The sequence below is a fragment of the Streptococcus suis genome (assembly GCF_046032535.1).
Lineage (GTDB): Bacteria > Bacillota > Bacilli > Lactobacillales > Streptococcaceae > Streptococcus > Streptococcus suis_AK.
In genome coordinates, this window is sequence record NZ_JARQPL010000026.1 from 1 (window position 1) to 13579 (window position 13579).

Consider the following 13579-nt stretch of genomic DNA (forward strand, 5'->3'; position numbering starts at 1 on the left):
GTGTTGGAAGTAGGAACAACGCTTGGGTAACAGACTTTAAAATGAAGTCTAAGCAACAAGGAGGAAAAGAAACAACCGTGAGTCCATTCCATGACTCTATTGTTCTGGAAAACCTTGCAATAGTCAAGTTAATGTTATTACAATTGTTAAAAATTTGGGGTTGAAAAATCCCCATAAACTTATTTTACGAGGAGGTTGGAAAATGACAAAACAAAAACGTATAGCAACCCTCATCAATGCACTTGCAATCTTCGCAGTGATTTTTCTAAATCGAAATAGTTTTATCAGCTTGATTGCAATAACGCTGATAATGATTTTAAATTTTTGGAATTTAATTGATATGAAGGAAGAAAAGTAATTCGAAAATATTTGTGGAAAAGAACTTTTATCATTTGGACAATCCACCATTCTAGGTCCTCAGACTGATTTTTAGCACTCTAAGCAAAAGAGTGCTAATTTTTTGTCTTTTTCTCTTGACAATCCATTTTTTCGGCGTATAATGAGAGTATAAAGTTTAGCACTCGACATACAAGAGTGCTAACGCTAAGAACTCAACCATGTTCATGAAAGGAGCGAAGATGATTACCCAACGTCAAAATGATATTTTGAATCTGATTGTTGAATTGTTTACGCGTCATCATGAGCCAGTTGGTTCTAAGGCCTTGCAGGAGATGATTGCTTCTAGTTCTGCTACCATTCGCAATGACATGGCCAAGCTGGAGCAGTTGGGCTTGCTAGAAAAGGCCCACACATCAAGTGGACGGATGCCCAGTCGGGCTGGTTTTCAATACTTTGTCAATCACTCGCTCAATCTGGAACACATTGATGAAGAAGATGTTTATCAGGTGGTTAAGGCCTTCGACTTTGAAGCCTTCAAGCTGGAGGACATCTTGGAGCGGGCAAGTACAGTCCTAGCGGATTTGACAGGCTACACCTCGGTCATTTTAGATGTGGAGCCGACCAGTCAGCAACTGACTTCCTTTGACATCGTGCAACTCAGTAGCCACGATGCTCTGGCAGTCTTGACTCTGGACCAGTCTAAACCTGTCACCGTTCAGTTTGCCATTCCCAAGAATTTTTTGACTAGGGACTTGGAAGTGCTCAAACGCCTGGTGGATGAACGCTTCGTTGGACAGACGGTCTTATCCATCCACTACAAGCTGCGGACGGAGATTCCCCAAGTGGTGCAGCGTTACTTTGCCACGACGGACAATGTCTTGGATCTCATGGACTACATCTTTTCCAATCTTTTCCAAGAATCTGTCTTTATCGGTGGAAAAGTTGCCTCGCTGACCTACGGCAATCTGGCCACCTATCAGCTCTTGGATAATCCGCAGGTGCTTGCTAGTGAGTTGCGGCAGGGCTTGGCTCCCAACCAGCAGACCAGTATTTCCGTGGCGGAACATAGAGAACCTGCTCTTGCAGATGTGACAGTCATTCATCATCGCTTTCCAATCCCCTATCGGGGCATGGCCCAGATGAGCTTGCTCGGTCCTGTTAACATGAACTACCGCAGGCAGATGAGTTTGATCAATATCATCAGTCGCGTCCTATTTATGAAATTAACCGATTATTACAGATATTTAAGTAGTAATCATTATGAAGTCAATTAGAAGGAGAATGCTTTGTCAGAAGAAATCAAAAACGAAGAGATCGTAGAAGAGGTTGAAGCAACAGAAGAAGTTGTGGAGACACCTGAAAAATCAGAATTGGATTTGGCAAATGAGCGTGCAGAGGAATTTGAAAACAAGTACCTCCGTGCCCACGCTGAAATGCAAAATATCCAACGCCGTGCCAATGAGGAACGCCAAACCATTCAGCGTTACCGTTCGCAAGACTTGGCCAAGAAAATCTTGCCGAGTTTGGATAACTTGGAGCGTGCCCTTCAAGTCGAAGGCTTGACAGAAGATGTTAAAAAAGGTTTGGAAATGGTACAGGAAAGCTTGATCCAAGCCCTCAAAGAAGAAGGGGTGGAAGAAGTCGCAACAGATGTCTTTGACCCAAATCTTCACATGGCCATTCAAACAGTTCCAGCCACAGACGACTGCCCAGCAGAACACATCGCACAAGTCTTCCAAAAAGGCTACAAGTTACATGAACGCTTGCTGAGACCGGCTATGGTAGTTGTATCAGAATAGTCGCTCTGCTATTTTCCAAAAAAGAAAACTTGACCGAAATGTCACAAAACTATGAAATTGTAAAAAAAGACAAGCCTTGTGCTTGTGGGCTGGCGAACATCGTGAGCTCATTCGATACTCTCCGCCGTGGCGGTAAATACGCAAAGTTTGAGACTAGAGGCTCAAACTTTAGTCAAAGAGACCGCAAAAGCGGGCTCTGACGGCGTTGCCACTTAAGGAGAGTATCACTAAAAGAAATTAATAAGAGGTAACACATATGTCTAAAATTATCGGTATTGACTTAGGTACAACAAACTCAGCAGTTGCAGTTCTTGAAGGAACTGAATCAAAAATCATCGCAAACCCAGAAGGAAACCGCACAACTCCGTCTGTTGTGTCTTTCAAAAATGGTGAAATCATCGTTGGTGATGCGGCAAAACGCCAAGCAGTGACTAACCCAGACACTATCATTTCTATCAAATCAAAAATGGGAACTTCTGAAAAAGTTTCAGCAAATGGCAAAGAATACACACCACAAGAAATCTCAGCTATGATTCTTCAATACTTGAAAGGCTACGCTGAAGAGTACCTTGGTGAAAAAGTAACTAAAGCCGTTATCACGGTTCCTGCTTACTTTAACGATGCACAGCGTCAAGCAACCAAAGACGCTGGTAAAATCGCTGGTCTTGAAGTAGAACGTATCGTCAACGAACCAACTGCAGCAGCCCTTGCTTACGGTTTGGACAAGACTGACAAAGACGAAAAAATCTTGGTATTCGACCTTGGTGGAGGTACTTTCGACGTATCTATCCTTGAACTTGGTGACGGTGTCTTCGACGTACTTGCAACAGCAGGTGACAACAAGCTCGGTGGTGACGATTTTGACCAAAAGATTATCGACCACATGGTAGCAGAATTCAAGAAAGAAAATGGCATCGACTTGTCAGCTGACAAGATGGCCCTTCAACGTTTGAAAGATGCAGCTGAAAAAGCGAAGAAAGACTTGTCAGGTGTAACATCAACTCAAATCAGCTTGCCGTTCATCACTGCAGGTGCAGCAGGTCCACTTCACTTAGAAATGACTTTGACACGTGCGAAATTTGACGAATTGACTTACGACCTTGTAGAACGTACAAAAGTTCCTGTTCGTCAAGCCCTTTCAGATGCAGGACTTAGCTTGTCAGAAATCGACGAAGTTATCCTTGTCGGCGGTTCAACTCGTATCCCAGCCGTTGTAGAAGCTGTTAAGGCTGAAACTGGTAAAGAGCCAAACAAATCTGTAAACCCTGATGAAGTTGTTGCTATGGGTGCAGCAATCCAAGGTGGTGTCATCACTGGTGATGTCAAAGACGTTGTACTTCTTGACGTAACACCATTGTCACTTGGTATCGAAACAATGGGTGGTGTCTTTACAAAACTCATCGACCGTAACACAACTATCCCAACTTCTAAATCACAAGTCTTCTCAACCGCGGCAGACAACCAGCCAGCTGTTGACATCCACGTGCTTCAAGGTGAGCGTCCAATGGCAGCAGACAACAAGACTCTTGGTCGTTTCCAATTGACAGACATCCCTGCAGCACCTCGTGGTATTCCACAAATCGAAGTAACATTTGACATTGACAAGAACGGTATCGTTTCTGTAAAAGCCAAAGACCTTGGTACGCAAAAAGAACAAACCATCGTTATCCAGTCTAACTCAGGTTTGACAGATGAAGAAATCGACCGCATGATGAAAGATGCAGAAGCAAACGCCGAAGCAGACAAGAAACGTAAGGAAGAAGTGGACCTTCGTAACGATGTTGACCAAGCAATCTTTGCGACTGAGAAAACTCTGAAAGAAACGGAAGGCAAAGGCTTCGACGCAGAACGCGACCAAGCTCAAGCAGCTCTTGATGAGTTGAAAGCAGCCCAAGAAGCTAACAACTTGGACGACATGAAAGCCAAACTTGAAAACCTCAACGAAAAAGCCCAAGCCCTTGCAGTGAAACTCTACGAGCAAGCCGCAGCAGCACAACAAGCAGCTGCAGGCCAAGAAGGTGCCCAAACTGCTGGCAACGCAGGCGATGATGTGGTAGACGGCGAGTTTACGGAGAAGTAAGTTAAGATGTGAGAGCGTTAAGAGAACGACAGAAAAATAGGAACTTGATGCTGAATGCTTGCATTCAAGGAAAGTTATCTTTTTTCCGAAGTTCTTAGCTCGAACTCAGTTCTTATCCTATCGAGAATGGGAATTCAGAAACGAGCAGTTGGTCTGGGGATTGTTTTATCCCGAGCCACGAAATTCTTCACTGGGCTTCGTTAGCTCTCCTTGATGAACTCTAGTTCAATCTTCGTCCAGTTGCCTAGCCTAGTCTTGAATTTCTTTGAGTATCTAGAATTTGGAAAGTTATCTTTTTCCCGAAGTTCTTAGATCGAACTCAGTTCTCATCTTCTAGAAAATTGAAATCATTCGTCAATAAAATTTCCAATCACAGAGGTTGCAACCCAGCCTCTGTTTTTAGGTAAATACCCTTCTAACTTTTACAGAATTGAATACGCCTACGACTCTTTGAAAAAAGATAAACTTTACCTAGATGCGAGGCATCGTCGGACAGTTTCCTATTTTTCTTTGAGTCGCTTAACGGCTTAATATCTTCATAGAAAGAAAAGTGTTCGTAACTGAACACGGGCTACTTTCAAAATTTCAAAGAAAGGAATACAAGTTCGTTTATTCGAACACAGTCGTTTAATATGTAGTATTCATGCATGACTATTTTGGTGTAATTGAATACGCCTACGACTCTTTGAAAAAAGATAAACTTTGCCTAGATGCGAGGCATCGTCGGACAGTTTCCTATTTTTCTTTGAGTCGCTTAACGGCTTAATATCTTACATTATGAACAATACTGAATTTTACGATCGTCTGGGGGTTTCTAAGAATGCATCGCCAGATGAGATTAAAAAGGCTTATCGGAAGCTTTCAAAGAAATACCATCCAGATATTAACAAGGATCCGGGCGCGGAGGATAAATACAAGGAAGTTCAAGAGGCTTATGAAACTCTTAGTGATCCTCAAAAACGTTCTGCCTATGACCAATTTGGTCCAGCTGGTGCCAATGGAGGCTTCGGCGGAGGAGCAGGTGGCTTTGGTGGTTTCGACGGAGCAGGTTTCGGTGGCTTTGAAGACATCTTCTCAAGTTTCTTTGGCGGAGGTGGTACGACCCGTAATCCAAATGCACCACGTCAAGGGGATGACCTTCAATACCGTGTCAATCTCAAGTTTGAAGAAGCTATTTTCGGTGCAGAAAAAGAGGTTTCTTACCATCGTGAAGCAACTTGTCGAACCTGTACAGGTTCAGGTGCCAAACCTGGAACAAGTCCGGTAACCTGTGGGCGTTGTCATGGTTCTGGAGTGATCAATGTGGATACCCAAACTCCACTTGGAACCATGCGTCGTCAAATGACTTGTGATGTCTGTCACGGTCGTGGGAAACAAATCAAAGATCCATGTGCAACCTGTCATGGAACTGGTCATGAAAAACAAGCTCATACGGTAACGGTTAAGGTACCAGCTGGTGTGGAAACCGGTCAACGTATTCGCTTGGCAGGTCAAGGTGAAGCTGGTTTCAATGGAGGTCCTTACGGAGATCTCTACGTTGTCATTCAGGTCCAACCTTCAGACAAGTTTGAACGTGAAGGAACCACTATTCACTATAAACTGAACCTCAACTTTGTCCAAGCCGCACTTGGAGATACAGTTCATGTGCCAACGGTTCACGGTGATGTGGATATGGTCATTCCTGAAGGTACCCAGACTGGTAAGACCTTCCGACTCAAAGGAAAAGGTGCACCAAGTGTTCGTGGTGGAGCTATTGGTGATCAATATGTCACAGTAAATATTGTCACTCCGACAGGTTTGAATGACCGCCAAAAAGCAGCTCTTAAAGAATTTGCGGCAGCAGGAAATATTGATGTCAAACCCCATAAAAAAGGATTTTTTGATAAGGTAAAAGATGCTTTTGATGAGCTGTAAATTGCTTTTATCGGCATACTTAAAATCAGTAAGCGTGGCTTGCTGATTTTTTACTTTCATGATAAGCTAATAAAAAATACAAGGAGATGCCTATGTGGAAAGATGCGACGGAAATGGCCTTGGCTGTACGAACAGGTCAGGTTTCTGCCAGAGAATTGGTAGCGGACGCTATTGAACGAATAGAAGAGGAAAATCCTGCTCTCAATGCTGTCGTCAGCAAGCAATATGAGCAAGCCCTGCAAGAAGCAGAAACAGGGGACTTTCAAGATAAGCCCTTTGGTGGTGTTCCTCTTTTGTTGAAAGATTTGGGGCAAAATGAAGAAGGGCACTTGTCAACAGCGGGCTCTCGTCTATTCCAGAATTACCGAGCGGGGCATACAGATAAATTGGTACAGGCTTTCAAGGATATGGGGTTCATCATCTTGGGCCGGACCAATACGCCAGAGTTTGGTTTTAAGAACATATCTGACTCCAGCCTACATGGGCCAGTCAAGTTGCCGCTAGATTTGAGCCGAAATGCAGGTGGGTCCAGTGGTGGTGCAGCAGCGGCAGTTGCTTCTGGTATGGTACCTTTAGCAGCAGCTTCAGATGGTGGCGGTTCTATCCGTATTCCCGCCTCCTTCAATGGTTTGATTGGGCTCAAGCCCAGTCGGGGTCGGATTCCAGTTGGACCAATTTCTTATCGAGGTTGGCAGGGCGCTTCCAGCAACTTTGCTCTGACTAAGTCAGTCCGCGATACCAAACACCTTCTTTATCACTTGCAGACCTATCAGGTGGAAGCTCCCTTTCCTCTGGCTCTCCTGTCTGAGCAGAGTCTCCTTGCACCGCAAGATCAACCTCTGAAAATTGCCTACAGTCTGGCATCGCCGATTGGCAGTTCGGTTTCCGCTGATGCCAAGCAAGCTGTCTTGTCCCTTCTGCCTCAGTTAGAAGCACTGGGGCACCAGATTACCGAGCTAGCAAGTCCTATTTTAGACGGCCTTGAAGTCATGCAGGCCTATTACCTGATGAACAGTGTTGAAACAGCTCAGATGTTTGACGAGATTGAAGCGGGGCTGGGTCGTCCCATGACCCCTGATGACATAGAGATCATGACCTGGGCCATTTACCAGAGCGGGCAGACCATCCCAGCTAAACTCTATTCTAAGGTCTTGCAGGATTGGGACCGCTACAGTGCCAGAATGGCGGACTTCCACCAGCGCTACGACCTCCTTCTTACACCGACCGTGGCAGATGTGGCTCCCAAGCTAGACCAGTTCACTCACTCGCAAGAGATGCTGGACCGCTTGTTGCACACGCAGGAGTTGACAATGGCAGAGCAGCAGAGTTTGATTTGGGAGATGTTTGCAGAAAGTCTGGCCTGGACACCCTTTACCCAGCAGGCAAATATCACAGGACAACCTTCGATTAGTCTGCCAACTTATGTGCGGGCTGACGGCTTGCCAATCGGCATCCAATTGACAGCAGCCAAGGGACGAGAGGATTTACTCTTGCAGTTGGCAGACCAAATGGAGGCAGCAGGTTTACTTAACTTGTAAGGGAATTCATTTTTTCAGTTCAATTATTTGCCAAAACGTTTTCAAAATGTTAACCTATAAAAGTTGGTGGGTTAACACCGAAAAAGTAATAGGGAAGCTATGGCTTCCAAAGGAGATTGTTTTATGTTGAAAAAAGTTTTGGCCTCAGCTCTCTTGGTTTCTACCTTGACCTTGGCAGCATGTTCTAGCTCAAGTTCTAATACAAGCAGTTCTTCAGCTGAACAGACTCAATGGGAAAAGGTACAAGAAGCAGGTGTCTTGAAGGTTGCAACACCAGGTACCCTCTTCCCAACTTCTTACTACAACGATGCTAAAGAATTGGTCGGTTATGAAATTGACATGATCAATGAAATCGGTAAACGTTTGAAATTGGAAATCGAATACCAAGAAATTGGTGTAGCAGAAGCCTTTACAGCTGTGGACAGTGGCAAGGTTGATATTTCTGTGAACAACTTTGACATGACAGCAGCACGTAAGGAAAAGTACAACTTTTCTATCCCTTACAAGTATTCAGTTGGTGGCTACATCGTCCGTGAAGATGGTTCATCAGGAATCGAAGCAGCTGACTTGAGCGACTGGACTGGTAAAAAAGCTGGTGGTGGTGCAGGTACTCAGTACATGAAAATTGCTGAAAAGCAAGGTGCAGAGCCAGTTATCTATGACAACGTAACCAACGATGTCTATTTGCGTGATGTATCAACAGGTCGTACAGACTTCATTCCAAACGACTACTACACACAAGTCATGGCCATCAAATGGGCCAATGCCAACTTCCCAGACATCAAGGTCAAAATGGGTGATGCAAAATACAATCCAACTGAACAAGGGATTGTCATGAGCAAGGCTGACACAAGCTTGAAAGAAAAAATTGACGAAGCTCTTGAAGCGATGAAAGCTGACGGAACTTTGAAGGCAATTTCTGAGAAATACTATGCAGGACAAGATTTGACAATCCCTGTTGAAAATGCTGATAAATTGCCAGTTATCGAAGTTGAATAAGAATTAGTATAAAATTATAGTCTTTTAGTTTACTTTTAGTACTCGCTCCAACTATCTGGGAGATAGTTGGAGGTTGCAAATAAAGCGAACAAAGTTCGCATCAACTGCCGCAGGCATATCTCAATGCTTTCTTGTTTCCTGGCATTGACCAGCTGAGGTACTTCGCTTTTTTGTTTTCAGGCTCAGGTACGAATAGTCCACCGGACTATTCGTATCCCCCAGACTGTTTCAATCAGGCAAGGTGAGTTCAAACACTCCAGTGGAGTGTTTGAAGTTGGAAATAAGGAAACAGAGTTTCCTCTTACGTCGAAGTAATAAAAGAAAAACTAAATGACGATAAATGCATCTTGTATAGACTTTGTCAGTCCCAGACTGGCAAGGTCTATCTGGTTTTTAGGAAAGAGGAGAAGATATGGATATTAACTGGCAGGCAGTTTTTAATGCAGATATTGCAAGAGAGGCTATACCACAGATTTTGGAGGGGCTTCCCTACACTTTATCCCTATCCCTAATTGGTTTTGCCTTGGGGACTTTCTGTGGATTTTTTGTAGCCCTCATGCGGATGTCTAAGTTTGGACCCTTGCGTTGGTTGGCTATGGCCCATATTTCTCTCATGCGTGGTATTCCTCTCATGGTTCTTCTTTTCTTCATCTATTTTGGTCTGCCCTTTATGGGCTTGCAGTTAGATGCCATAACAGCCTCTATCATCGCCTTTACCTCCATGTCCAGTGCCTACATTTCTGAAATTATTCGTGCATCTCTTTCAGCCATTGATAAGGGGCAATGGGAAGCGGCACGTTCCCTGGGTTTGCGGACCAATGTGATTTATCGAAAAATCATCATTCCTCAAGCCTTTCGCATTGCCCTTCCCCCCCTTAGCAACGTCCTCTTAGACATGGTCAAAAGTACCTCTCTGACAGCTATGATTACTGTGCCAGAGATTTTCAATAAGGCCAAGATAGTCGGCGGAGCCAAGTCGGACTATATGACCGTTTACATCTGTGTGGCTCTTATTTATTGGGTTATCTGTACCCTTTATGCATTTGGTCAGTTACAACTAGAAAAACACTTAGCGACTTATTAAAAAATTCCTCGGTTCTTTTGAATCGAGGAATTTTTGCTAGTTTGGATAGAACACAAGAATAGCGGAAGTAGAAGAGGATTTGGTGTATTCAAAATCTTCCAGCTCTTGCACGGATAAGCTTTGAACAGTGAAGTAAGTTTGATTTTTGTAGCGGATATTAAAATCACTGCTACTACCAACATCGATAGGTGAGAAGCTCTTTTCATTCAGAGTAAACTCTTCTTTTGAGAGTTTCTCGAGATTTTCTTTTGATGCCATTAAATAGATTTTGCCAGAGAAAGGAGATTTAAGAGAGAACTCTCCTTTGGATGCCGCGATTTCGACAATTTGTTGAAAGTTCTCAATCTTAGCCAGACTTTCGTCTGTTTTTAGAGCTTTTTCTGTTTCGATGGAAGCTGCTGTTAGCTCGTTTTGCATTTCTTTATTAACTTCTGAAGTGACAGAGTGACAAGCACTTAAGCAAGGTATCATCATGCAGAGTGCAATGAGGGAAATATACTTTTTCATCATGGGCTCCTTTATATAATTTCATCGTTTTCAGCTTGTAAAAGTACACCTTTTTCCAATACCATTTTTGCTAGTAGTGCAATAATAATCAGCACACCATTTATGAAGTAGTCACTAAGTGAAAAATCATATAGATCACTCACATTCTTTAAATCTAGGTAAGATAGGAAAAAAGCACTTGCAAATTGTATGCTAGTCCATACGATCAGAGTTCCTAAAATTATCTTTGTATAGACTACATTTTCAGTTGAGAAGATAGTTCCTTTCTGAAAGTTGATAATCAATTTTTTGAGTACGGTAGCTAGGTAGATGAAGCAAGCTACCAATATGATACTTATGATTAGAATAATAACAATGATAGGCAAGGGGACAGTTAGTTGTAAACTATTTTGAATAGGTTTCCCGCCTATAAGTAGAATAAGAAGTGCCAAAATTATCAGTCCTGTTAAGGCAATCAATCCATAACGAATAAACGTTAGCAATTGTATGACGATGTTGAAAAATATCTTTTTGTTCATACTATTCTTCCTCACTCACATATTCCAAAATATCTCCTGGTTGGCAGTCTAGGATTCGGCAGATGCTCATCAGGGTGTTGAAACGAATGCCTTTTGCCTTTCCTGTTTTGAGAATGGACAGGTTGGCTTCGGTGATACCGACTTGCTCCGCCAAGTCCTTGGAAGTCATTTGTCGGTCTTTGAGGACCTTGTCTAGGTTTACGCGAATCATTTCCATATCAGATAAACTCGCTGTTCTCGGTTTCAAGTTGTTGCCCCTTTTGTACTAAGGTCCAGACAAAATAAGTCAGGAAGATAAAGAGAGCATTGAGGATAAAATCTGACCAACGCAGATTGAGGAAGTTGTTTGGTCCAGCAGCATTTGTCAAGGCGTTCAAGCTGGTTAGGCAAAATTGCCCAGCAGTCAGGACGAGCAAACTGATGAAGAGTTTCTGATACAGTTCCAGACTAGCTGAAGCGAAACAATCTTCTTCCAAAAGCAATTTACATAACTTTTGAAGCAAGTGGGCAATGTGACTGAGTGCCGCCAAGACGAGTAAGATCAATCCACTTGTTAAAAGGATGAGCCAGATACCAATCTGGTCAATGGGTTTGTTAAAGGTATATTCCCAAGAGTCTATCGCAAAGGAGTCGCCTCCGAAACCAGCTAAGCTGAAGAGAATATAGCCTGCAATTAACAAATAGAAGAAAAAGCGAACACATGCAGCAACCAATCCTGCTGTTTTGAGTAGATTTGTTTTCATAGCAAACCTCCAATTATTATTGTTTTATGATAATATCATCTTCAAAATTATTATAAAACAATAATTCTAGAAATGCAAGCGTTTTTTTAAAAAATAATAAGAAAACCGCCAAGCAACTGGCGGTTTGAAGCTATTTAAAATACAAGAGTCTCAACCCATTCAAAATCACCAAAATAGTAGATCCTTCGTGGCCGACCACGCCGATCGGTAGGTTGATAGACTGGAAGAGGTTAGAAATGATAAGAAGGACAATGACAGACAGGGCAAAGATGATATTTTGCTTGATGATACCCCGCATTTTCTTAGAGAGACGGATGGAGTAAGGAATCCGTGTCAGGTCTTCCATGAGGACGATATCAGCTGACTCCATAGCGATGTCCGTTCCGCTTCCCATGGCATAGCTGACATGGGCTTGGGCAAGAGCAGGAGCATCGTTGATACCGTCCCCCACCATACCGACAGACGCAAACTCGGTTTGCAGTTCTTGGATAACAGCAGCCTTATCCGTCGGCAAGCAGTTGGCAATGACCCGCTCGATACCGACCTGACTCGCCACGTAATGAGCAGTCTTTTCTTGGTCGCCCGTCAGGAGAATTGGCGTCACTCCCATTTCTTTCAACTGGGCAATAAGCTGCTTGCTCTCAGGCTTCAAACTATCTTCCACCATGAAGATCGCCACAAGGACATCATTTTGGCTGACATAGACCAGGGTTTTCCCAGTACTTTCCGCCTCATCGATCTGTGCCAGCAAGCCAGCAGACAGGGGACTCACCAGGCTGTCCACCACAAATCCCGCCTTACCGATTTTCCAGCTGTCGCCCTCATATCTCGCCACCAAGCCTTTTCCGGTCACGTCTTCTAGGCTTTGGAGGGCAATAGCAGAGCTGTCAGCTGTATAGGTCATCAGAGCTTGAGCGATCGGGTGACTAGATTGTTTTTCAACTGCCTGAACAACCTGTTTGATAAGCTCCTCATCGCCAAGATAGCTTGCCCCTACAACCTCAGGTTTACCAATGGTTAGGGTACCCGTCTTGTCAAAGACGATGGCTTCTAAGTTGGCGATATTATCCGCAATGTCACCGCCCTTGATAATCATGCCCTTACGTGCCGCACGGCTGATGGCAGAAAGTGTCGCGGGTGAAGAAGAAGCTACGAGGGCACAAGGAGAAGCGATGGTCAAGAGAATCATGCCACGGTAGAAGGCAGTTAACCAGTCCCAGCCCAGAGCAAAATGAGCAAAGAGGATAAAGAGAGGCACCACCACCAAAACAACCTTGACATAGGTATCTTCCATATTTTCAATGAAAGTCGCCGTTTTTGATTTGGATTCTTGGGCATTTTCAACCATTTGGACGATTTTATCGAAGAGGGCATCGCCTTTTTCAGCTGTAACTTGAACGGTAACCGTTGGTCCTTGGTTGATAGTACCACCAATAACCGCCGCACCAGCCATTTTCTCCGCAGGGAGCGGCTCGCCAGTAATCATGGACTCGTCAAAGATTGATTGCTCACTGATGAGAGTGGCATCCAGTGGGACCGTATCGCCCTTGCGAACTTGCAGGAGGTCGCCGATGCGAATGTCGGCTGTATCCAAGACAGTAATGTCACCATTTTCCTCGATTTTACGAGCTGTTGGAGGCGTCATGTTCATCAAAGCTGCGATGGCATTCTTGCTTTTTTCCATGGCTAATTCTTCCAGAGTAGAAGAAAGGGAGAAGATGAAGATGAGTAGAGCCCCTTCCATCCAGTAGCCAATTAGACCAGAGCCGATAGCAGCCAAAATCATGAGCAGGTCGACAGACAGGTGCTTATCGAAAATCAGCTCAGTCAGACCTTCCTTGGCAGACTGGTAGCCACCGATGACAAAGGCTAGAATGAAGAGGATGGGTGCCCATCCCTGCCCAGTCTGTAGCAAAAGGATACCCATTAGAATGAGCGCCAAGCAGAGAGCGGTTGTGATGATGTGGCTGTGTTGTTTAAGGTTGGTTACGAGTGTCATAGTTTTCTGTTTCCTTATTTAGAATTATTATTATTTAACTAAGTTAATTATAACAATTA

General features: G+C 43.9%; 13 protein-coding genes. 8 read left to right on the forward strand and 5 right to left on the reverse strand.

Translation table 11 applies throughout. The annotated features are described in order from the left end of the window. The first annotated feature begins 202 nt into the window (after window positions 1–202). From P7J58_RS08195 to P7J58_RS08230, 8 genes are all read left to right on the forward strand, one after another. Window positions 203–358, forward strand: coding sequence for a hypothetical protein (locus P7J58_RS08195; protein WP_153309101.1), 156 nt, complete (start codon window positions 203–205; stop codon window positions 356–358). A gap of 220 nt (window positions 359–578) precedes the next feature. Beyond that, window positions 579–1613, forward strand: coding sequence for a heat-inducible transcriptional repressor HrcA (hrcA, locus tag P7J58_RS08200; protein ID WP_099872281.1), 1035 nt, complete (start codon window positions 579–581; stop codon window positions 1611–1613). Window positions 1614–1625: 12 nt separating this feature from the next. Next, entirely contained in the window at window positions 1626–2138 is a 513-nt protein-coding gene (grpE, locus tag P7J58_RS08205) for a nucleotide exchange factor GrpE (RefSeq protein ID WP_002943082.1), read from the forward strand. A 256-nt stretch (window positions 2139–2394) separates the two neighbouring features. After that, window positions 2395–4218 carry a molecular chaperone DnaK gene (dnaK, locus tag P7J58_RS08210; protein WP_099806866.1) on the forward strand — a complete coding sequence of 608 codons (1824 nt, stop codon included), beginning with the start codon at window positions 2395–2397 and terminating at the stop codon, window positions 4216–4218. 777 nt (window positions 4219–4995) lie between these two features. Continuing rightward, window positions 4996–6132 (forward strand): molecular chaperone DnaJ, encoded by a 1137-nt coding sequence (gene dnaJ / locus P7J58_RS08215; protein WP_408556116.1) that lies wholly within the window; start codon window positions 4996–4998, stop codon window positions 6130–6132. A gap of 92 nt (window positions 6133–6224) precedes the next feature. Beyond that, on the forward strand, window positions 6225–7670 hold the full coding sequence (locus P7J58_RS08220) for an amidase (RefSeq protein WP_408556115.1): 1446 nt from the start codon (window positions 6225–6227) through the stop codon (window positions 7668–7670). Between the two features lie 123 nt (window positions 7671–7793). After that, window positions 7794–8669 carry a transporter substrate-binding domain-containing protein gene (locus P7J58_RS08225; protein ID WP_408556114.1) on the forward strand — a complete coding sequence of 292 codons (876 nt, stop codon included), beginning with the start codon at window positions 7794–7796 and terminating at the stop codon, window positions 8667–8669. A gap of 412 nt (window positions 8670–9081) precedes the next feature. Continuing rightward, the gene (locus P7J58_RS08230; RefSeq protein ID WP_044674099.1) at window positions 9082–9753 is read left to right on the forward strand and encodes an amino acid ABC transporter permease; all 672 of its coding nucleotides are present in this window, start codon (window positions 9082–9084) and stop codon (window positions 9751–9753) included. A 36-nt stretch (window positions 9754–9789) separates the two neighbouring features. On the opposite strand, the gene P7J58_RS08235 is transcribed toward P7J58_RS08230, so the two are convergent. The 5 genes from P7J58_RS08235 to P7J58_RS08255 form a co-directional block, all read right to left on the reverse strand. After that, window positions 9790–10260, reverse strand: coding sequence for a hypothetical protein (locus P7J58_RS08235; protein WP_408556113.1), 471 nt, complete (start codon window positions 10258–10260; stop codon window positions 9790–9792). Window positions 10261–10271: 11 nt separating this feature from the next. Further along, a complete protein-coding gene (locus P7J58_RS08240) occupies window positions 10272–10778 on the reverse strand; it encodes a DUF2975 domain-containing protein (RefSeq protein WP_408556112.1) in 507 nt (168 codons plus the stop codon). Between the two features lies 1 nt (window position 10779). Then, window positions 10780–10995, reverse strand: coding sequence for a helix-turn-helix transcriptional regulator (locus P7J58_RS08245; protein WP_318818963.1), 216 nt, complete (start codon window positions 10993–10995; stop codon window positions 10780–10782). Between the two features lies 1 nt (window position 10996). Continuing rightward, a complete protein-coding gene (locus P7J58_RS08250; RefSeq protein ID WP_408556111.1) occupies window positions 10997–11521 on the reverse strand; it encodes a hypothetical protein in 525 nt (174 codons plus the stop codon). Window positions 11522–11651: 130 nt separating this feature from the next. Next, on the reverse strand, window positions 11652–13520 hold the full coding sequence (locus P7J58_RS08255) for a heavy metal translocating P-type ATPase (protein ID WP_408556110.1): 1869 nt from the start codon (window positions 13518–13520) through the stop codon (window positions 11652–11654). Window positions 13521–13579 lie beyond the last annotated feature (59 nt).